The organism is Ectothiorhodospira mobilis (assembly GCF_016584115.1).
Lineage (GTDB): Bacteria > Pseudomonadota > Gammaproteobacteria > Ectothiorhodospirales > Ectothiorhodospiraceae > Ectothiorhodospira > Ectothiorhodospira mobilis.
Window position 1 is genome coordinate 98,692 of the sequence record NZ_NRSK01000006.1, and the last position, 18,887, is coordinate 117,578.

Annotated in this window: 32 protein-coding genes; all 32 read left to right on the forward strand. The window is 63.8% G+C overall.

What is annotated here, in order from left to right; genetic code table 11:
* The first annotated feature begins 22 nt into the window (after nt 1–22).
* Nucleotides 23–2,122, forward strand: coding sequence for an elongation factor G (gene fusA / locus CKO33_RS04285; protein ID WP_200179623.1), 2,100 nt, complete (start codon nt 23–25; stop codon nt 2,120–2,122).
* Between the two features lie 57 nt (nt 2,123–2,179).
* Nucleotides 2,180–3,370 (forward strand): elongation factor Tu, encoded by a 1,191-nt coding sequence (tuf, locus tag CKO33_RS04290; protein ID WP_200179600.1) that lies wholly within the window; start codon nt 2,180–2,182, stop codon nt 3,368–3,370.
* A gap of 6 nt (nt 3,371–3,376) precedes the next feature.
* Nucleotides 3,377–3,691: a 30S ribosomal protein S10 gene (gene rpsJ / locus CKO33_RS04295; protein ID WP_090485110.1), complete on the forward strand. Its 315-nt coding sequence runs from the start codon at nt 3,377–3,379 to the stop codon at nt 3,689–3,691.
* 134 nt (nt 3,692–3,825) lie between these two features.
* A complete protein-coding gene (gene rplC / locus CKO33_RS04300; protein ID WP_200179625.1) occupies nt 3,826–4,470 on the forward strand; it encodes a 50S ribosomal protein L3 in 645 nt (214 codons plus the stop codon).
* Nucleotides 4,471–4,475: 5 nt separating this feature from the next.
* Nucleotides 4,476–5,081 carry a 50S ribosomal protein L4 gene (gene rplD / locus CKO33_RS04305; protein WP_200179627.1) on the forward strand — a complete coding sequence of 202 codons (606 nt, stop codon included), beginning with the start codon at nt 4,476–4,478 and terminating at the stop codon, nt 5,079–5,081.
* Nucleotides 5,078–5,374, forward strand: coding sequence for a 50S ribosomal protein L23 (gene rplW / locus CKO33_RS04310; RefSeq protein ID WP_200179629.1), 297 nt, complete (start codon nt 5,078–5,080; stop codon nt 5,372–5,374). The genes rplD and rplW overlap by 4 nt, the downstream gene beginning before the upstream one ends.
* Before the next feature lie 18 nt (nt 5,375–5,392).
* The gene (gene rplB, locus CKO33_RS04315; RefSeq protein WP_200179630.1) at nt 5,393–6,217 is read left to right on the forward strand and encodes a 50S ribosomal protein L2; all 825 of its coding nucleotides are present in this window, start codon (nt 5,393–5,395) and stop codon (nt 6,215–6,217) included.
* A 20-nt stretch (nt 6,218–6,237) separates the two neighbouring features.
* Nucleotides 6,238–6,510, forward strand: a complete 273-nt coding sequence (gene rpsS, locus CKO33_RS04320; RefSeq protein WP_090485120.1) for a 30S ribosomal protein S19 — start codon at nt 6,238–6,240, stop codon at nt 6,508–6,510.
* A gap of 10 nt (nt 6,511–6,520) precedes the next feature.
* Nucleotides 6,521–6,853 (forward strand): 50S ribosomal protein L22, encoded by a 333-nt coding sequence (gene rplV / locus CKO33_RS04325; RefSeq protein ID WP_200179637.1) that lies wholly within the window; start codon nt 6,521–6,523, stop codon nt 6,851–6,853.
* 14 nt (nt 6,854–6,867) lie between these two features.
* A complete protein-coding gene (rpsC, locus tag CKO33_RS04330) occupies nt 6,868–7,554 on the forward strand; it encodes a 30S ribosomal protein S3 (RefSeq protein ID WP_200179639.1) in 687 nt (228 codons plus the stop codon).
* Nucleotides 7,555–7,565: 11 nt separating this feature from the next.
* Nucleotides 7,566–7,979 carry a 50S ribosomal protein L16 gene (gene rplP, locus CKO33_RS04335; RefSeq protein ID WP_200179699.1) on the forward strand — a complete coding sequence of 138 codons (414 nt, stop codon included), beginning with the start codon at nt 7,566–7,568 and terminating at the stop codon, nt 7,977–7,979.
* Nucleotides 7,979–8,176, forward strand: coding sequence for a 50S ribosomal protein L29 (gene rpmC / locus CKO33_RS04340; RefSeq protein WP_090485128.1), 198 nt, complete (start codon nt 7,979–7,981; stop codon nt 8,174–8,176). Before rplP ends, rpmC begins: the two co-directional genes overlap by 1 nt.
* A 4-nt stretch (nt 8,177–8,180) precedes the next feature.
* Entirely contained in the window at nt 8,181–8,447 is a 267-nt protein-coding gene (rpsQ, locus tag CKO33_RS04345; protein WP_090485130.1) for a 30S ribosomal protein S17, read from the forward strand.
* Nucleotides 8,448–8,487: 40 nt separating this feature from the next.
* Nucleotides 8,488–8,856 carry a 50S ribosomal protein L14 gene (gene rplN / locus CKO33_RS04350; protein ID WP_090485132.1) on the forward strand — a complete coding sequence of 123 codons (369 nt, stop codon included), beginning with the start codon at nt 8,488–8,490 and terminating at the stop codon, nt 8,854–8,856.
* A 22-nt stretch (nt 8,857–8,878) separates the two neighbouring features.
* Nucleotides 8,879–9,199 carry a 50S ribosomal protein L24 gene (gene rplX / locus CKO33_RS04355; RefSeq protein ID WP_200179641.1) on the forward strand — a complete coding sequence of 107 codons (321 nt, stop codon included), beginning with the start codon at nt 8,879–8,881 and terminating at the stop codon, nt 9,197–9,199.
* Between the two features lie 11 nt (nt 9,200–9,210).
* Entirely contained in the window at nt 9,211–9,750 is a 540-nt protein-coding gene (gene rplE, locus CKO33_RS04360) for a 50S ribosomal protein L5 (protein WP_200179643.1), read from the forward strand.
* A 13-nt stretch (nt 9,751–9,763) separates the two neighbouring features.
* Nucleotides 9,764–10,069: a 30S ribosomal protein S14 gene (gene rpsN, locus CKO33_RS04365; protein ID WP_200179650.1), complete on the forward strand. Its 306-nt coding sequence runs from the start codon at nt 9,764–9,766 to the stop codon at nt 10,067–10,069.
* A 16-nt stretch (nt 10,070–10,085) separates the two neighbouring features.
* Nucleotides 10,086–10,481, forward strand: a complete 396-nt coding sequence (rpsH, locus tag CKO33_RS04370; RefSeq protein WP_200179652.1) for a 30S ribosomal protein S8 — start codon at nt 10,086–10,088, stop codon at nt 10,479–10,481.
* A gap of 13 nt (nt 10,482–10,494) precedes the next feature.
* Nucleotides 10,495–11,028, forward strand: coding sequence for a 50S ribosomal protein L6 (gene rplF / locus CKO33_RS04375; protein WP_200179653.1), 534 nt, complete (start codon nt 10,495–10,497; stop codon nt 11,026–11,028).
* Between the two features lie 15 nt (nt 11,029–11,043).
* Nucleotides 11,044–11,397 (forward strand): 50S ribosomal protein L18, encoded by a 354-nt coding sequence (rplR, locus tag CKO33_RS04380; protein WP_200179655.1) that lies wholly within the window; start codon nt 11,044–11,046, stop codon nt 11,395–11,397.
* 13 nt (nt 11,398–11,410) lie between these two features.
* Nucleotides 11,411–11,914, forward strand: a complete 504-nt coding sequence (rpsE, locus tag CKO33_RS04385; RefSeq protein WP_200179657.1) for a 30S ribosomal protein S5 — start codon at nt 11,411–11,413, stop codon at nt 11,912–11,914.
* Nucleotides 11,915–11,917: 3 nt separating this feature from the next.
* Nucleotides 11,918–12,106 (forward strand): 50S ribosomal protein L30, encoded by a 189-nt coding sequence (gene rpmD, locus CKO33_RS04390; protein WP_090485147.1) that lies wholly within the window; start codon nt 11,918–11,920, stop codon nt 12,104–12,106.
* A 1-nt stretch (nt 12,107) separates the two neighbouring features.
* Nucleotides 12,108–12,539: a 50S ribosomal protein L15 gene (gene rplO / locus CKO33_RS04395; protein ID WP_200179660.1), complete on the forward strand. Its 432-nt coding sequence runs from the start codon at nt 12,108–12,110 to the stop codon at nt 12,537–12,539.
* 27 nt (nt 12,540–12,566) lie between these two features.
* Nucleotides 12,567–13,895 (forward strand): preprotein translocase subunit SecY, encoded by a 1,329-nt coding sequence (gene secY, locus CKO33_RS04400; RefSeq protein ID WP_200179701.1) that lies wholly within the window; start codon nt 12,567–12,569, stop codon nt 13,893–13,895.
* A 24-nt stretch (nt 13,896–13,919) separates the two neighbouring features.
* Nucleotides 13,920–14,033, forward strand: coding sequence for a 50S ribosomal protein L36 (gene rpmJ / locus CKO33_RS04405; protein ID WP_090485153.1), 114 nt, complete (start codon nt 13,920–13,922; stop codon nt 14,031–14,033).
* Nucleotides 14,034–14,100: 67 nt separating this feature from the next.
* A complete protein-coding gene (gene rpsM / locus CKO33_RS04410; protein ID WP_200179662.1) occupies nt 14,101–14,457 on the forward strand; it encodes a 30S ribosomal protein S13 in 357 nt (118 codons plus the stop codon).
* 24 nt (nt 14,458–14,481) lie between these two features.
* Entirely contained in the window at nt 14,482–14,871 is a 390-nt protein-coding gene (gene rpsK, locus CKO33_RS04415) for a 30S ribosomal protein S11 (RefSeq protein WP_090485157.1), read from the forward strand.
* Between the two features lie 17 nt (nt 14,872–14,888).
* Nucleotides 14,889–15,509, forward strand: coding sequence for a 30S ribosomal protein S4 (gene rpsD / locus CKO33_RS04420; protein ID WP_200179669.1), 621 nt, complete (start codon nt 14,889–14,891; stop codon nt 15,507–15,509).
* Nucleotides 15,510–15,528: 19 nt separating this feature from the next.
* Entirely contained in the window at nt 15,529–16,533 is a 1,005-nt protein-coding gene (locus tag CKO33_RS04425) for a DNA-directed RNA polymerase subunit alpha (RefSeq protein ID WP_200179671.1), read from the forward strand.
* Between the two features lie 40 nt (nt 16,534–16,573).
* On the forward strand, nt 16,574–16,960 hold the full coding sequence (gene rplQ / locus CKO33_RS04430; protein WP_200179673.1) for a 50S ribosomal protein L17: 387 nt from the start codon (nt 16,574–16,576) through the stop codon (nt 16,958–16,960).
* 127 nt (nt 16,961–17,087) lie between these two features.
* Nucleotides 17,088–17,849, forward strand: coding sequence for an SAM hydrolase/SAM-dependent halogenase family protein (locus CKO33_RS04435; RefSeq protein WP_200179674.1), 762 nt, complete (start codon nt 17,088–17,090; stop codon nt 17,847–17,849).
* A 1-nt stretch (nt 17,850) separates the two neighbouring features.
* Nucleotides 17,851–18,756 carry a prenyltransferase gene (locus CKO33_RS04440; RefSeq protein ID WP_200179676.1) on the forward strand — a complete coding sequence of 302 codons (906 nt, stop codon included), beginning with the start codon at nt 17,851–17,853 and terminating at the stop codon, nt 18,754–18,756.
* Nucleotides 18,757–18,887: the final 131 nt, after the last annotated feature.

Below are 18,887 nucleotides of genomic sequence, written 5' to 3' on the forward strand. Positions count from 1 at the left end.
GATTCTCTGAGGTATCTTTAAAGTGGCACGCAAAACACCCATCGAGCGCTACCGTAACATCGGGATCATGGCGCACATCGACGCCGGCAAGACCACCACCACGGAGCGGATCCTGTTCTACACCGGTGTGTCCCACAAGCTCGGTGAGGTGCACGACGGCGCCGCGACCATGGACTGGATGGAGCAGGAGCAGGAGCGCGGCATCACCATCACCTCCGCCGCCACCACCTGCTTCTGGCCGGGGATGGAAAAACAGTTCCCCGAGCATCGCATCAATATCATCGACACCCCCGGGCACGTGGACTTCACCATCGAGGTGGAGCGCAGCCTGAGGGTCCTGGACGGCGCCTGCGCCGTCTTCTGTGCCGTGGGCGGCGTGGAGCCCCAGTCCGAGACCGTGTGGCGTCAGGCCAACAAGTACCAGGTGCCGCGCATGGCCTTCGTCAACAAGATGGACCGGGCCGGTGCCAACTTCCTGCGCGTGGTGGAGCAGATCAAGACCCGGCTGGCGGCCAATCCGGTGCCGTTGCAGCTGCCCATCGGTGCCGAGGATCAGTTCGAGGGGGTGGTGGACCTTATCAAGATGAAGGCCATCTACTGGGATGCGGACAACTTCGGCATGAGCTTCCAGGAGAAGGATATCCCCGCCGAGATGCAGGCCGACTGCGAGCAGTGGCGCGAGCATCTGGTGGAGGCTGCCGCCGAGTCCTCGGAAGAGCTCATGGAGAAGTACCTGGACAGCGGTGAGCTGACCACTGAGGAGATCAAGCAGGGGCTGCGTGCGCGCACCCTGAGCAACGAGATCGTCCCGGCCCTGTGTGGTTCCGCCTTCAAGAACAAGGGTGTGCAGGCCATGCTGGATGCCGTGGTGGAGTACATGCCGTCGCCGACGGATGTGCTGGCCATCAAGGGCAACCTGGACGACGCCAACGAGACGGAGGCCCTGCGGCACTCCTCCGATGATGAGCCCTTCGCCGCCCTGGCCTTCAAGATCGCCACGGACCCGTTCGTGGGTACCCTCACCTTCTTCCGGGTCTATTCCGGTGTGGTGAAGTCCGGTGACACGATGTTCAATCCGGTCAAGGGTAAGCGTGAGCGGGTTGGCCGCATCGTGCAGATGCACTCCAACTCCCGCGAGGAGATCAAGGAGGTGCGCGCCGGTGACATCGCCGCCGCCGTGGGTCTGAAGGACGTGACCACCGGGGATACCCTGTGTGATCCCAACAACGTGATCACCCTGGAGCGCATGGAGTTCCCGGATCCGGTGATCTCCGTGGCGGTGGAGCCCAAGACCAAGACCGACCAGGAGAAGATGGGCGTGGCCCTGGGCAAGCTGGCCCAGGAGGACCCCTCCTTCCAGGTGCGCACTGACGAAGAATCCGGGCAGACCATCATCTCCGGCATGGGGGAGCTGCACCTGGATATCATCGTCGACCGCCTCAAGCGCGAGTTCAAGGTGGAGGCCAATGTGGGGCAGCCCCAGGTGGCCTATCGTGAGACCGTGCGCAAGACGGTGGAACAGGAAGGCAAGTTCGTGCGCCAGTCCGGTGGCCGCGGTCAGTACGGCCACGTCTGGCTGCGCATCGAGCCGCTGGAGCCGGGTTCCGGCTATGAGTTCGTCAATGCCATCGTCGGTGGTGTGGTGCCCCGGGAATACGTCCCGGCCGTGGATAAGGGGATCCAGGAGGCGGCCCAGAACGGGGTCATCGCCGGCTTCCCCGTGGTGGATTTCAAGGTCACCCTCTTCGACGGCTCCTACCACGATGTGGACTCCTCCGAGGCCGCCTTCAAGATCGCCGGCTCCATGGCCTTCAAGGAAGGGGCACCTAAGGCGGGCGCGGTCCTGCTGGAACCCATCATGAAGGTGGAGGTGGTGACCCCCGAGGAGTACATGGGGGATGTCATGGGCGATCTGAACCGCCGCCGCGGTCTGGTGCAGGGCATGGATGATGCCCCCGCCGGCAAGGTGGTCCGGGCCGAGGTGCCGCTGGCGGAGATGTTCGGATACTCCACCGACCTGCGCTCGGCCACCCAGGGACGTGCCGTGTACTCCATGGAGTTCTGCAAGTACGCGGAGGCACCGTCCAGCGTGGCGGAAGCGATCATCAAGAAGGCGTCCTGATCGGGGCCGCTTTCCCGGCTCCAGAAGCATTGAACGAGATTGAAGGGGTAGAGCAAGGTGTCGAAGGAAAAATTCGAGCGTAAGAAGCCGCACGTGAACGTAGGCACGATTGGTCACGTGGACCATGGCAAGACCACGCTGACGGCGGCGCTGACGGTGTGCCAGGCGAAGAAGTACGGCGGGGAATCCCGGGGTTACGACCAGATTGACAACGCCCCGGAAGAGCGTGCCCGCGGGATCACCATTGCCACGGCGCACGTGGAATACGAATCGGACAATCGTCACTATGCCCACGTGGACTGCCCCGGACACGCGGACTATGTGAAGAACATGATCACGGGTGCGGCGCAGATGGACGGAGCCATCCTGGTGGTGTCCGCTGCGGACGGCCCGATGCCGCAGACGCGGGAGCACATCCTGCTGGCGCGCCAGGTGGGTGTGCCGAGCATTGTGGTGTTCCTGAACAAGGCGGACATGGTGGACGATCCGGAGCTGCTGGAGCTGGTGGAGATGGAGGTTCGTGACCTGCTGTCCAGCTACGACTTCCCCGGGGATGACACCCCCATTGTCACGGGTTCCGCGCTGAAGGCCCTGGAGGGGGACACCTCCGAGATCGGTGTGCCGGCCATCGAGAAGCTGATGGAAGCCCTGGACAGCTACATCCCCGAGCCGGAGCGTGCGGTGGATGGGGCCTTCCTGATGCCGGTGGAGGACGTGTTCTCCATTTCCGGTCGCGGCACGGTGGTGACCGGGCGTGTGGAGCGCGGCATCGTCAAGGTGGGCGACGAAGTGGAGATCGTTGGCATCACCGACACCAAGAAGACCACGGTGACCGGTGTGGAGATGTTCCGCAAGCTGCTGGACGAAGGTCAGGCCGGGGACAACGTGGGCGTGCTGCTGCGTGGTACGAAGCGGGACGAGGTGGAGCGTGGGCAGGTGCTGTGCAAGCCCGGTTCCATCACGCCCCACACCAAGTTCGAGGCGGAGGTGTATGTGCTGTCGAAGGACGAAGGGGGTCGCCACACCCCGTTCTTCAACGGCTACCGTCCGCAGTTCTATTTCCGCACGACGGACGTGACCGGATCGGTGGATCTTCCGGAAGGGGTGGAGATGGTGATGCCGGGTGACAACGTGAAGATGACGGTGTCCCTGATCGCCCCCATCGCGATGGAAGACGGTCTGCGCTTCGCCATCCGCGAAGGCGGCCGCACCGTCGGTGCCGGCGTCGTCTCCAAGATCATCGAGTAAGCGCCCATGCCTGCCAACCAGAGAATCCGTATCCGCCTGAAGGCGTTCGATCACCGGCTCATCGACCGCTCCGCCCTGGAGATCGTCGAGACCGCCAAACGCACGGGGGCCCGGGTGAAGGGTCCCATCCCCCTGCCCACGAAGCAGGAGCGGTTCACCGTGCTCATCTCGCCCCACGTCAACAAGGACGCGCGGGATCAGTACGAGATCCGCACCCACAAGCGCCTCATGGACATCATGGATCCCACGGACAAGACCGTGGACGCCCTGATGAAGCTGGATCTGGCCGCGGGCGTGGATGTGCAAATAAAGCTTAACTAAGCCGTCTTCCTGTGGCATAATTGTGGGCTTTCCATGGCCCGGTACAGGGTTGACTTGTACCGGGCCGTGATTTTCAGAACGAGAGAATAATCCTTCGATGCTCCGGGGTCCGGGGTGGAAGCAGAGGTAGTGTCATGGCAATCGGACTGGTCGGTCGCAAGGTGGGCATGACCCGTGTCTTCACAGAAGACGGGGTGTCCCTGCCGGTATCAGTGATTGAAGTGGAGCCGAACCGGGTCACCCAGGTGAAGACTCCGGAGCGCGACGGCTACCGTGGTCTGCAGGTGACCTTCGGTACCCGCAAGGCGAGCCGCGTCAGCCGGCCTATGGCCGGGCATCTGGCCAAGGCCGGTGTGGAGCCGGGGCGCGGTATGTGGGAGTTCCGCCTGGACGGTGAGGAAGGCGCGGATATCGAGGCCGGTGCGCAGCTGGATGTGAGCCTGTTTGCCGCCGGTCAGCGGGTGGACGTCACCGGCACCAGCAAGGGTAAGGGCTTTCAGGGTGTGGTCAAGCGCCACAACTTCAGCACGCAGGACGCCACCCATGGCAACTCCCTGGCCCACCGTGCCCCCGGTTCCATCGGTCAGAACCAGACCCCGGGGCGCGTCCTCAAGGGCAAGAAGATGGCCGGCCAGATGGGCAACGAGCGCTGCACCACCCAGAACCTGGAGGTGGTTCGGGTGGACGCCGAGCGCAACCTGCTCCTGATCCGTGGTGCGGTCCCGGGTTCCACCGGGGGTGACGTGGTGGTGCGCCCCTCAGTCAAGGCGAAAGGTTGAGTCTCATGAAGCTCCAGGTTCAAGACACGCAGCAGGAGGTCGAGGTCTCCGAGGGCACCTTCGCCCGGGACTTCAACGAGGCGCTGGTGCACCAGGCGGTGGTGGCGCACATGGCCGCAGGCCGCGCCGGCACCTCCGCCCAGAAGGGGCGTAGCGAGGTGCGCGGCGGCGGTGCCAAGCCCTGGCGGCAGAAGGGTACCGGGCGCGCCCGCGCCGGCACCATCCGCAGCCCCTTGTGGCGTGGAGGTGGCAAGGTCTTCCCCTCCGCGACGCGCAGCTACCAGCAGAAGCTGAACAAGAAGATGTACCGGGCCGCCATGGCCAGCATCCTCTCGGAGCTGGTGCGTCAGGAGCGCCTGGTGTTGGTGGATGAATTCCGCGTGGCCGAGCCGCGCACCAAGGCGCTGACGGCCAAGCTGTCAGAGCTGGGTCTGGAGCGGGTGACCATTGTCACCGCCGAGGCCGATGCCAATCTCTACCTCTCGGCGCGCAATCTCCCCGGTGTGGATGTCCTGGAGATCACGGAGATCAATCCGGTGGCGCTGGTGGGCGCGGAGCGGGTGCTGATGACGGTGCCTGCGCTGAAGCATATTGAAGGGTGGTTGTCATGAACGAGGAAAGACTGCTGAAGGTGCTCAAGGGGCCCCATGTCTCCGAAAAGGCGACCCTGCTCGGGGATGCGGCCAACCAGCACGTGTTCAAGGTGGCCACCGATGCGACCCGGGACGAGGTGCGCGCCGCCGTGGAGAAGCTCTTTGAGGTGAAGGTGGCCTCCGTGCGTGTCCTGAATCAGAAAGGCAAAAGCAAGCGCATGGGGCGTTTCCAGGGTCGCCGTAATCATTGGAGAAAGGCCTACGTGACCCTCGAGCCGGGTTACGACATCGAACTGGCCGGCAACGAGTAACCGGAAAGGTAACGCGAAATGGCGATCGTCAAATCGAAACCCACTTCCGCGGGCCGCCGCTTTGTGGTCCGGGGTGTGAACCCCGATCTGCACAAGGGCGAGCCCTACGGTCCGCTGCTGGCCAAAAAGAACCGCACCGGGGGTCGGAATAATCAGGGTCGGATCACCACCCGTCACGTGGGGGGTGGTCACAAGCAGCGCTACCGCATCGTCGATTTCAAGCGCAACAAGGACGACATCCCGGGGCGCGTGGAGCGTCTGGAGTATGATCCGAACCGCAGCGCCCACCTGGCGCTGGTGCTCTACCGGGACGGTGAGCGCCGCTACATCATCGCCCCCAAGGGGGTGAAGGCGGGCGCCGAGATCCTTTCCGGTCAGCATGCCCCGATCCGTCCGGGCAACGCCCTGCCGCTGCGCAACATCCCGGTGGGGACCGTGGTCCACTGCGTGGAGCTGAAGGCAGGCAAGGGGGCGCAGATCGCCCGCAGCGCTGGCGCCTCGGTGCAACTGGTGGCCCGGGAAGGGCAGTACGCCACCCTGCGGCTGCGCTCCGGTGAGATGCGCAAGGTGCACGCGGACTGCCGCGCCACGGTGGGCGAGGTGAGTAACTCCGAGCACAGCCTGCGCAAGTACGGCAAGGCGGGGGCCCGGCGTTGGCTGGGGGTCCGGCCGACGGTACGCGGCACGGCCATGAACCCGGTGGATCATCCCCATGGGGGCGGTGAGGGCCGCAACTTCGGCCAGCATCCGGTGACGCCGTGGGGTATCCCCACCAAGGGATACAAGACCCGCAAGAACAAGCGGACGGACAGCATGATTGTGCGCCGTCGGAAAGCGAAGTAACTGTTTGAGGGGATAGGTCAGTGCCGCGTTCGCTTAAAAAAGGTCCTTTTGTCGATCATCACCTGTACAAGAAGGTCGAGCAGGCGGCCGCCAACAACGATCGGCGTCCCATCAAGACCTGGTCGCGCCGGTCCATGGTGATCCCGCAGATGGTGGGTCTGACCATCGCGGTGCACAACGGGCGGCAGCACGTGCCCGTGCTGGTGAATGAAAACATGGTGGGCCACAAGCTCGGCGAGTTCGCGGTGACGCGGACCTTCAAGGGCCACGTGGCCGACAAGAAGGCAAGGTAAGGGGTCGATCATGGAAACCGTCGCAAAACTGCGGTTCGCACGGGTGTCGCCACAAAAATGCCGCCTGGTGGCGGATCAGGTGCGGGGTCTCCCGGTGGAGCGCGCCCTGCAGGTGTTGACGTTCAGCCCGAAGAAATCCGCGCACATGGTGCGGAAGGTCCTGGAATCGGCCATCGCCAACGCCGAGCACAATGACGGCGCCGACGTGGACGAGCTGCGGGTGTCGCGCATCTGTGTGGACCAGGGGCCGGTGCTCAAGCGCATCGAGGCCCGGGCCAAGGGCCGCGCGAACCGCATCAACAAACGTACAAGCCACATTACCGTCGCCGTCAGCGCCGAGTAACACAGGGGTCTGAGATGGGTCAGAAAGTCAATCCGGTCGGCTTCCGTCTGGGGGTGTCCGCAGACTGGACATCCACCTGGTATGCCGATGGTGGCAGCTATGCCGACAACCTGCACAGTGATCTTGAACTTCGCCGGTTCCTGAAGCGCAAGCTCTCCCAGGCCTCGGTGAGCCGCATCGAGATCGCGCGTCCGGCACGCCAGGCCTTCATCACCATCCACACGGCGCGCCCCGGCATCGTCATCGGCAAGAAGGGTGAGGATATCGAGGCGCTGCGCCGTGAGGTGGCGGGCCGGCTCGGCCTTCCGGCCCCCAGCGTGAAGATCAACATCGAGGAGATCCGCAAGCCGGAGACCGATGCCCAGCTGGTGGCCGAGAACATCGCCCAGCAGCTGGAGCGGCGCATCATGTTCCGCCGTGCCATGAAACGGGCCGTGGGCAATGCCATGCGCCTGGGCGCCCAGGGGGTGAAGGTGCATGTCTCCGGTCGCCTGAACGGCGCCGAGATCGCGCGCAGCGAATGGTACCGCGAGGGCCGCGTGCCCCTGCACACCCTGCGCGCCGATATCGACTACGGGTTTGCCGAGGCCCGCACCACCTACGGCATCATCGGTGTGAAGGTGTGGGTGTTCAAGGGTGAGGTGTTCGACTTCGAGCGCAAGACCGATGCCCCGCAGGACGGCAAGGCCGCGGTGAATTGAGGAGTTGAATGATGCTGCAGCCCAAGAAGACCAAATTCCGAAAGCAGTCCAAGGGGCGGAACCGTGGCCTGGCCCAGTCCGGCAATAAGGTGAGCTTCGGTGAATTCGCCCTGCAGTCCGTGGATCGCGGACGGGTCACCGCCCGCCAGATCGAGGCCGCACGCCGTGCCATGAACCGGCATATCAAGCGTGGGGGCAAGATCTGGATCCGGGTGTTTCCGGATGTGCCTGTGACCAAGAAGCCCGTGGAAGTGCGCATGGGTAAGGGTAAGGGGAACGTGGAGTACTGGGTGTGCAAGATCCAGCCCGGTCGCGTCCTCTATGAGATGGAAGGCGTGAGCGAGGAGGTGGCCCGTGAGGCCTTCCGCCTGGCGGCCGCCAAGCTGCCCATCAAGACCGCATTTGTGACCCGGCAGGTGATGTGATGAAGGCGAGCGAACTGCGCGACCGGAATTCCGAGGAACTGAAGGCGGAGCTGCTGGAGCTCTACCGGGAACAGTTCAAGATGCGCATGCAGAACGGCACGGGCCAGATGCCGCGCCCCGACCGGTTCGGCAAGGTCCGCAAGGACATTGCGCGTATCAAGACCGTGCTCAACGAGCGTTCAAGGGCGGGCGAGTAAAGTCATGAGCGAACAAGAAGTGAAAGAACAGCGGGCGGTGACGGGCCATGTCATCAGCGACAAGATGGAAAAGACGCGCACGGTGCTGATCGAGCGTCGCGTGCGCCATCCGCTCTATGGCAAGTACATGCGCCGCTCCACCAAGCTGCACGTGCATGACGAGGGCAACGAGTCCCGTAAGGGCGACAAGGTCCTGATCAAGGAATGCCGCCCTATGTCCCGCACGAAGACCTTCCGCCTGCTGAAGGTCCTTGAGCGCGCGCCTGAATGAGATCCGGCCAGGCCACCACTGACACGAGTGAGATCAGATCATGATTCAGATGCAGACGGTTTTGGATGCGGCGGACAACAGCGGGGCGCGCAAGGTCCAGTGCATCAAGGTGCTTGGCGGATCGCACCGTCGCTACGCGGCCATCGGGGATATCGTCAAGGTGAGCGTCAAGGACGCCATCCCCCGGGGCAAGGTGAAGAAGGGCGAGGTCTACAACGCCGTGGTCGTGCGCACCGCCAAGGGGGTCCGGCGCCCCGACGGCTCGGTGATCCGGTTCGATCGTAACGCGGCCGTTCTGCTCAACAATCAGCTGCAGCCCATCGGGACGCGCATCTTCGGACCCGTTACGCGCGAACTGCGCGGCGAGAAGTTCATGAAGATCATTTCCCTGGCGCCGGAAGTGCTGTAACGCGAGAGGCTGAGGTAGAGACATGCGCAGAATACGACAGGGTGATGACGTGGTCGTCATCGCCGGTAAGGACAAGGACCGCCGCGGAACCGTGCTGAAGGTGGTGGATGCCGAGCGGGTGGTGGTGCAGAACGTCAACATGGTGAAAAAACACCAGAAGGGCAACCCCTACACCGGCGTGGAGGGCGGCATCATCGAGAAGGAGATGCCCCTGCACGTGTCCAACGTGATGCTGTACAACCCGGCCAGTGGCAAGGGGGATCGCGTCGGTTTCCGCACGTTGGAGGACGGTCGCAAGGTGCGCTACTACAAGTCCAACAACGAAGTCGTCGACGCGTCTTGAGGTGAAATGCGATGGCCAGGTTGAAAGCACACTACGAAGACACCGTCGTCAAGCAGCTCATGGAGCGCTTCGGCTACAAGAACGTGATGGAAGTGCCCCGCATCACCAAGATCACGCTGAATATGGGGCTGGGTGAGGCGGTCGCTGACAAGAAGAAGATCGAGCACGCCGTGTCCGACATGGCCACCATCGCCGGCCAGAAGCCCGTGGTGACCCGTGCACGTAAGTCCATCGCCGGCTTCAAGATCCGGGACGGCTATCCCATCGGCTGCAAGGTGACCCTGCGCCGGGAGCGCATGTTTGAATTCCTGGATCGCCTGGTGAACGTGGCCCTGCCGCGGGTGCGTGACTTTCGCGGCCTGAATGCCAAGGCCTTCGATGGCCGTGGTAACTACAACATGGGTATCCGCGAGCAGATCATCTTCCCGGAAGTGGACTACGACAAGATCGACGCGCTGCGTGGGATGGACATCACCATCACCACCACGGCCAAGACCGATGAGGAAGGGCGGGCGCTCCTGGAGGCCTTCCAATTCCCGTTCAAGCACTGAGAGGTTCGAGAGCATGGCCAAGATTTCCATGATGGAGCGTGAAAAGAAGCGCGAGCGCCTGGTGAAGCGGTATGCCGCCAAGCGCGCCGAGCTCAAGGCGCTCATCAGTAACCCGGAGACTTCCCCCGAGGCGCGGATGGAGGCGGTGGTCCAGCTACAGAAGCTGCCGCGGGATTCCAGCCCGGCGCGGCAGCGCAACCGTTGCCGGCTGACGGGTCGTCCCCACGGGTACTACCGGAAATTCGGCCTGGCTCGCAACAAGTTGCGCGAAGCGGCCATGCGGGGCGATGTGCCCGGTCTGGTCAAGTCGAGCTGGTAAGAGGGAAAGACCTGATATGAGCATGACCGATCCCGTGGCAGACCTGCTGACCCGCATCCGCAACGGCCAGCGCGCTGCCAAGAACGAAGTGAGCCTGCCCGCCTCCAAGCTGAAGGTGGCCATCGCCCAGGTCCTCAAGGAAGAGGGCTATGTCAGCGAGGTGAGGGTCGAGGAGCAGGACAAAAAACCCGTCATGACGGTGAAGCTGAAGTACTTCCAGGGCCAGCCCGTGATCGAGAAGATCCAGCGGGTGAGCCGGCCCGGCCTGCGCATCTACCGGGGCAAGGATGAACTGCCTCAGGTGATCGGCGGCCTGGGGGTTGCCGTGGTGTCCACCTCCCGCGGGGTGATGACCGATCGCCAGGCGCGAGCCCAGGGCCAGGGCGGTGAAGTGCTCTGCGTCGTCTCCTAATCGGATTGAAGCCATGTCCCGAGTAGCGAAAAACCCCATCACACTGCCCAGCGGTGTCGATGTGACGATCAGCGATGAAATGATCTCCGTGAAGGGGCCCAAGGGGAACATGCAGTTTCCCAAGCACCCCCTTGTCGAGGTGGCACAGGAAGAAGGCGTTGTCCGCTTCCAACCCGCTGGCGGCAACGAGAAGCACTACGCCATCACCGGGACGCTGCGCGCCCTGGTGAACAATATGGTGGTGGGTGTGAGCCGCGGCTTCGAGCGCAAGCTGGAGCTGGTGGGCGTGGGCTACCGTGCCCAGGCCCAGGGCAACAAGCTCAACCTCACCCTGGGGCTGTCCCACCCCGTGGAGTATCCGGTGCCCGAGGGCATCACCGTGGAGACACCGAGCCAGACCGAGATCGTCGTCAAGGGGATCGACAAGCAGAAGGTCGGCCAGGTGGCGGCGGAGATCAGGGGCTTCCGCCCCCCCGAACCCTACAAGGGTAAGGGTGTGCGGTATGCGGATGAACAGATCATCCGTAAGGAAGCCAAGAAGAAATAAGGCAAGGTGACCGCGATGGACAAAAAGACAGCACGACTCCGGCGCGCCAGCCGTGCCCGCCACAAGATCCGCGAGCTGGGGAGCCACCGCCTGTGCGTGCATCGCACGCCCCGGCATGTGTATGCCCAGATCATCGCCCCCTCGGGATCCGAGGTGGTGGCCTGCGCCTCCACCCTGGAGGCCTCCGTACGGGAGGGCCTGAAGTCCACGGGGAATGTGGAGGCGGCCACCACCGTGGGCCGTCTCATCGCCGAACGGGCCGCCGAGAAGGGGATCCGGAAGGTGGCCTTCGACCGTTCGGGATTCAGGTATCACGGCCGCGTGAAGGCGCTGGCCGAGGCCGCTCGCGAAGGCGGTCTGGAATTTTGACGGGGGTGATGCAATGGCAACTGTGAACTCGAACGATAACGACGGCCTGCAGGAAAAGCTGATCTCCGTCAACCGTGTGGCCAAAGTGGTCAAGGGCGGTCGCCAGTTCCGCTTCACCGCCCTGACGGTGGTGGGAGACGGCAATGGCAAGGTGGGCTTTGGCTACGGCAAGGCCCGCGAGGTGCCCCTGGCCATCCAGAAGGCCATGGAGGCGGCGCGCAAGAACATGCGCAGGATCGCCCTGAAGGACGGCACGCTCTACTATTCCACCACCGCACGCCACGGCGCCGCGAAGGTCTTCATGCAGCCCGCCTCCGAAGGTACGGGCATCATCGCCGGCGGTGCCATGCGCGCCGTCTTTGAGGTGGCCGGTGTGCGTAACGTGCTGGCCAAGTGTGTCGGATCGCGTAATGCCGGCAACGTGGTGCGGGCGACCCTCAACGGGTTGACCTCCCTGCATGACCCGGAACAGATCGCCGCCAAGCGCGGCAAGAAACTGGACGAGATCACGGGGTAAGTCATGGCGGGCGAGAACGAACTGAAGGTGACCCTGGTGCGCAGCAAGCACGGCCGGCTGAAGAAGCATGCGGCCTGTCTGCGCGGTCTCGGCATCCGCCGGATCCACCAGACGGTGACGGTCAAAGATACGCCGGAGAACCGGGGCATGATCAACCGGGTCTCCTATCTCCTGAAGGTCGAGGAGGCTTGAGATGAGACTCAACGAACTGAGCCCGGGTGAGGGCAGCCGTCCCACCGCGCGCCGCGTGGGCCGGGGCATCGGCTCCGGTCTGGGCAAGACCGGTGGCCGGGGGCACAAGGGTCAGAAATCCCGTTCCGGTGGCTACACCAAGGTGGGCTTCGAAGGCGGGCAGATGCCCCTTCAGCGCCGTCTGCCCAAGAGCGGCTTCACTTCCCGCAGCCGGGACTGGTGCGCTGAGGTGCGCCTGCACGAACTGGCCGGTCTGGAAGGGATCGTGGATCTGGCGGCCCTGAAGGAGGCCGGCATCGTTCCGATCCAGGCCAAGCGGGCCAAGGTGATTGCCTCCGGCGCACTGGAGGAGGCGGTGACTCTGAAGGGCGTTTCGGTGACCAAGGGGGCCCGCGCCGCCATCGAGGCGGCCGGCGGGAAGGTCGAGGAATAAGTGGCTGCATCCAATCGCGCAGGGGGCATGTCCATGGGGGGCGTGGGGAAGTTCACCGAACTTCGCCAGCGCCTCCTGTTCGTGCTGATGGCCCTGGTGGTCTATCGCATCGGGACCTTCATCCCGGTGCCGGGGATCGATCCCCAGGCCCTGGAACAGTTCTATCAGGCCCAGTCGGGCACCATCCTGGACATGTTCAACATGTTCTCCGGCGGGGCCCTGGAACGCCTGTCCATGTTCGCCCTGGGGGTCATGCCCTACATCTCGGCCTCCATCGTCATGCAGCTTTTGGCGGCCACGGTGCCGGCCCTGCAGCAGATCAAGAAGGAAGGAGAGGCCGGGCGGCGCAAGATCACCCAGTGGACGCGCTACGGCACGGTGGCCCTGGCCTTCTTTCAGAGCATCGGTATCGCCGTGGCCCTGAACCAGCAGACCATGGGCGGGGATACCGTGGCCCTCTATCCAGGGCTGGGTTTCATCTTCACCACGGTGGTCACCCTGGTGACGGGTACGGTATTTCTGATGTGGCTGGGGGAGCAGGTCACCGAGCGGGGCATCGGTAACGGCATCTCCATCATCATCTTCGCCGGTATCGTGGCCGGGCTTCCGGGCGCCTTCGCAGGCACCCTGGAACTGGCCAGCACCGGGGAGCTGTCGCCGGCCTTCGTCATCCTGCTCATGGCCATGGGGCTGGCCGTGGTGGGGCTGGTGGTGTTCGTGGAACGCGGCCAGCGGCGCATCACGGTGAACTATGCCAAGCGCCAGGTGGGCCGGAAGATCTACGGGGGGCAGAGCAGCCATCTGCCGCTGAAACTGAACATGGCCGGGGTGATCCCCCCCATCTTCGCCTCCAGCATCATCCTGTTCCCGGCGACCCTGGGGACCTGGTTCGGTCAGGCCGAGGGGGTGGGCTGGCTGCAGGATCTGGCCACGGCCCTGGGTCCGGGGCAGCCTTTGTACGTGATGATGTATGGCGCGGCCATCATCTTCTTCTGCTTCTTCTATACCGCCCTGGTGTTCAATGCCCGGGAGACGGCGGAGAACCTGAAGAAGTCCGGAGCCTTCATCCCCGGAATCCGTCCCGGTCTGCAGACCGAGCGTTACATCGACGGGGTGATGACGCGTCTGACCGGAGTGGGCGCCATCTACATCGCCGGGGTCTGCCTGATGCCCGAGTTCCTGATCCTGTACTGGAACGTGCCGTTCTACTTCGGCGGTGCCTCCCTGCTGATCATGGTGATCGTGGTGATGGATTTCATGGCCCAACTGCAGGCGCACCTGGTCTCCCATCAGTACGAGGGCCTGATGCGCAAGGCCAATCTCAAGGGATATGGCAAGTCGGGCACGCCGCGCTGAGCCGTTCAACCTGAGGATAGAGACATGAAAGTACGTGCGTCCGTGAAGAAAATCTGCCGTCACTGCAAGATCATCCGCCGCAACGGCGTGGTGCGTGTGATCTGCTCCGACCCGCGTCACAAGCAGCGCCAGGGCTGAGCATTGATTTGACGGTGTTCAATGGTTAAAATAGCCGGCTTTTCCGCCGGTTCTTGGAGATAGCTGGATGGCTCGTGTAGCAGGTGTCAACATTCCCGACCATAAGCATGCGGTCATCGCCTTGCAGGCGATCTACGGCATCGGTCACACCCGTGCGCAGAAGATCTGCGACGCGTCCGGGATCCGGCCGGAGCAGAAGGTCCGCGACCTGACCGAGGAAGAGGTGGAGAAGCTGCGCGCCGAGGTGGGGCGGTACACGGTGGAGGGGGATCTTCGCCGGGAGACGTCCATGAACATCAAGCGCCTGATGGACCTGGGCTGCTACCGGGGTCTGCGGCACCGCCGCGGTCTCCCGCTTCGTGGCCAGCGTACCCGCACGAATGCGCGCACCCGCAAGGGGCCGCGTCGACCCATCCGCAAGTAATATCGAGATCGACAGGACATACCTATGGCACAGGCCTCCACGCGGACCCGTAAGAAGGTCAAGAAGTCCGTATCCGACGGGGTGGCGCATGTCTATGCGTCGTTCAACAACACCATCGTGACCATCACCGACCGCCAGGGGAATACCCTGAGCTGGGCAACGGCTGGTGGGTCCGGTTTCCGCGGTTCCCGCAAGAGCACGCCGTTTGCGGCCCAGGTGGCGGCCGAGCGGGCCGGTACGGCCGCCCAGGAGTACGGGCTGAAGAATCTCGAGGTGCTGGTGAAGGGTCCGGGTCCCGGACGCGAATCGGCGGTGCGCGCCTTGAACAACGTGGGCTACAAGATCACGAACATCAGTGATGTCACGCCCATTCCGCACAATGGCTGCCGCCCGCCCAAGAAGCGCCGCGTCTAAGACTGGAGGATCTTCTTATGGCACGTTACATCGGTCCGAAGTGCAAGCTCAGTCGCCGCGAAGGTGCGGATCTTTCCCTGAAGAGCCGCGTCCGCGCCCTGGATACCAAGTGCAAGCTGGACAAGGCCCCCGGTCAGCATGGCGACCGCCGTACCCGGTTGTCGGATTACGGCCTGCAGCTGCGCGAAAAGCAGAAGCTGCGTCGCATCTATGGGGTCCTGGAGAAGCAGTTCCGTAACTACTACAAGGAAGCCAGCCGGCTGAAGGGCTCCACCGGGGACAACCTGCTCAAGCTGCTGGAATGCCGCCTGGATAATGTGGTCTACCGCATGGGCTTTGCCACCACCCGCGCCGAGGCGCGTCAGTTGGTGAGTCACAAGGCGGTGCTGGTGAATGGCCGTACGGTCAACATTCCTTCTTACCAGGTGAAGGCCACCGATGTGGTCTCCATCCGGGAGAAGGCCCGCAAGCAGGTGCGCATCCAGGATGCCCTGGCCCTGGCCGAGCAGTATGGCTTTCCGGAGTGGGTGGAAGTGGACAGCAAGAAGATGGAAGGGGTGTTCAAGACTGTCCCCGAGCGTAGCGATCTGCCGGCGGATATCAATGAATCCCTGGTGGTCGAGCTCTACTCCAAGTAACCCGTAACAGAGGTCGTTCATGCAGACCAAGGTCAACGAACTCCTGAAGCCTCGGCATATCGAGGTGCAGACGGTCTCCGACAAGCTGTCGAAGATCGTCCTGGAGCCGCTGGAGCGGGGCTTCGGCCACACCCTCGGCAATGCGCTGCGGCGCATCCTGCTGTCCTCCATCCCGGGGGCGGCCGTGCTGGAAGTGGAGATCGAGGGTGTGCTCCATGAATACACCACCATGGAAGGCGTCCAGGAAGACGTGGTGGACGTGCTCCTGAACCTCAAGGGCGTGGCCATCCGTATGCACAGCCGGGATGAAGCCACCCTGACCCTGCGCAAGCGCGGTCCCGGTGTGGTCACGGCCGGGGATATCACCCTGGACCATGACGTGGAGGTGGTGAATCCCGAGCATGAGATCGCCCATCTCACCAAAAGCGGCGAACTCAACATGACCCTGAAGGTGGGTCGCGGACGGGGGTATCAGCCGGTGACGGCGCGTCGTCCCGCGGAAAGTGAAGACTCCCCCATCGGCCGGCTGCTCCTGGATGCCAGCTTCAGCCCCATCCGCAGGGTGGCCTACAAGGTGGAAAGCGCCCGTGTGGAGCAGCGCACCGATATGGACCGGCTGATCATCGAGCTGGAGACCAACGGGACCCTGAGCCCGGATGATGCCATCCGTGAGGCGGCGGGGATCCTGCAGAGCCAGCTCATGGCCTTTGTGGAGTTGCGTGGCGACGAGACGGTCACCCAGGAGAGCAAGCCGATGGATATCGATCCCATCCTGCTGCGCCCTGTGGACGACCTGGAGCTGACCGTGCGGTCGGCCAACTGCCTGAAGGCGGAAAACATCTATTACATCGGCGACCTGATCCAGAAGACCGAGGTGGAGCTGCTCAAGACCCCGAACCTCGGTAAGAAGTCCCTCACGGAGATCAAGGACGTGCTGGCCTCCCATGGCCTATCCATGGGGATGCGGCTGGAGAACTGGCCGCCGCCGGGTCTGAAAGATCACGAGAAAAAGAGCACCGGCTGAAGCGCCGGAGCCAAGCATCTGACTGAAGGATAGAGAAGCCATGCGTCACCGCAAGTCGGGTAGGCAACTGAACCGAAACAGCTCGCACCGCAAGGCGACCATGCAGGCGCTGACCCTGGCCCTGCTGCGCTATGAGGTGATCCGCACCACCGTACCCAAGGCCAAGGAGCTGAGACGGGTGGCCGAGCCGCTGATCACCCTGGCCAAGCAGGACAGCGTGCATACCCGCCGTCTGGCCTTCTCCCGCCTGCGGGATGATGCCGTGGTGGGCAAGCTGTTCACCGAACTGGGTCCGCGCTACCAGCAACGTCCCGGCGGTTATCTGCGTATACTCAAGTGCGGGTACCGTAAAGGTGACAACGCCCCCATGGCCTATGTGGAGCTGGTGGATCGGCCCGATCCCGCCGAGGTTGGGGAAAGCGCCTGAGGGCGTCCGCGGACGTGCCCCGGGTGGGCCGATTCCGCACAATCCGAGAGCAGGACAGGAAGCCGGCGTAAGCCGGCTTCTTGCGTTACAGCATCCCGCTGGCCTACCCGGGGGGCAGGAGATGGGCATGATCGTTACCTTCACGGATTTTGGTTGGCAGGGGTCTTATATCGGGCAGATGGAAGCCGTCTTGCGGATGCGGGCGCCGCAGGTGCAGGTGGTGCATCTGCAAAAGGACGCCCCGACCTGGAATCCCCGGGCGGCCGCCTGCCTCCTGGCCCACCTGGTGGGGCCCTTCCCTGCAGGGACGGTATTTCTGTGTGTGGTGGATCCCGGTGTGGGGACGGCGCGACGCCCCATCATCCTGCAGACCCCGAAGGCTTGGTGGGTGGGGCCGGATAACGGGCTCATGATGCCCGCGGCCCGGGCCCAGGGGCTGCTTGGTGCCTGGATGATCCCCTATCCCGAGACGGCACCCTCCGTGAGTTTCCATGGCCGGGATCTGTTTGCCCCGGCGGCTGCCGGGCTCGCCCGGGGAGAGGACCCGGCGGGGGACCCCATTGCCCTGGCGAGCCTGGTGGGGAGGGACTGGTCTCCTGCGCTCCGGGAAGTCATCTACGTGGACGCCTACGGGAACCTGGTCACCGGTATCCCCGGCGGCGATATGCCACCCTCGGCCCGAATCGGACTCAAAGGTCATCGCATACCCTATGCCCGGGTCTTTGGCGAGGCCCGACCGGGGGAGCCGTTCTGGTATGTGAATTCCATGGGCCTTGTGGAGGTGGCGATTCGCTGTGCTAGTGCAGCGTCCCGCCTGCATGCAGGAACCGGTACCGGGGTGGTGGTTGAGGGTCTGCCCGGCGGGGATGCAGACGACAAGGGGGCATGACATGAAACCCAGAAGTGCATACCGATTCATACGGGCCACGCGCCCCTTCACCTTCAGCGTGGCCATCGCCGCCTGCGGCCTGGGGACGATCCTGGCCCTGAGGGCAGGCTACGGGAGTCCCTGGCTGGCCCTGCTCATTGTCGCCACCGGCATCCTCCTGCAGGCCGCTGTGAACCTGATCAACGATCATGCCGATCTACCCATGCTGGAGAAGGAGCGGGCCGCGGCCGATCCCGGGCATCGGATCCAGGTGGAGGCGGTCATGGGGGCCATCCGCCGGAACTTCCGCATCGGGGTTCTCTTCCTGGCCATCTCCTTCCTTATCGGGCTCGGGCTGGTATGGGTTCAGGGCTGGCTGTTGCTGGTCTTCGTTGTCGTGGGGCTGCTGGGGGCCTATTACTATTCCGCCGAGCCCATCCACTACAAACGCCGAGGACTGGGGGTGGTCCTGGTCTTCTGGCTCATGGGGGTGTTGCTGGTGGGCGGTTCCGCCCTGGCCATGGGGGCACCCCTGACCCTGGAGATCCTCCTGATCAGCATCCCCTTCAGCCTCCTCACCTCCCTGGTGCTCCTGAGCAATGAGATCCGGGATCAGGAGGCGGACCGCAGGAATGGCTTACGCACCCTTACAGTGCGCATCGGTCCCCGTCGGGCACGCCTGCTCTTTTTTGTCATGCTGCTGGCCATCTACGTGTCCAGCCTGCTGCTGTGGTGGGGCGGACTGGTGCCGTATTTCTGGCCCCAGCTCGTCTCCCTTCCCCTGGCCTGGCCAGCGGCCCGGGCGGTGTGGCGGGAAGACGGCGATCGCCGCTGGTTGCCCCAGCAAACGGGGCGGCTGTTTGCGGTCTTCGCCCTGCTGTTCCTGGCGGAATACCTGGTGGACGGGTGGTTCGGCGGGCATTTCTAGGGTCGAAGGGTCCCCGAGGTCTGAGGCTGCACCCTGTCCGGATCTGCTGGTTGTTCTGTAACTTTTTGTTTGTATTATTTTTTTCAAAAAACTGTCAAAAAAGTGTTGTGGGGGTGTTGACGGTTTTTCTG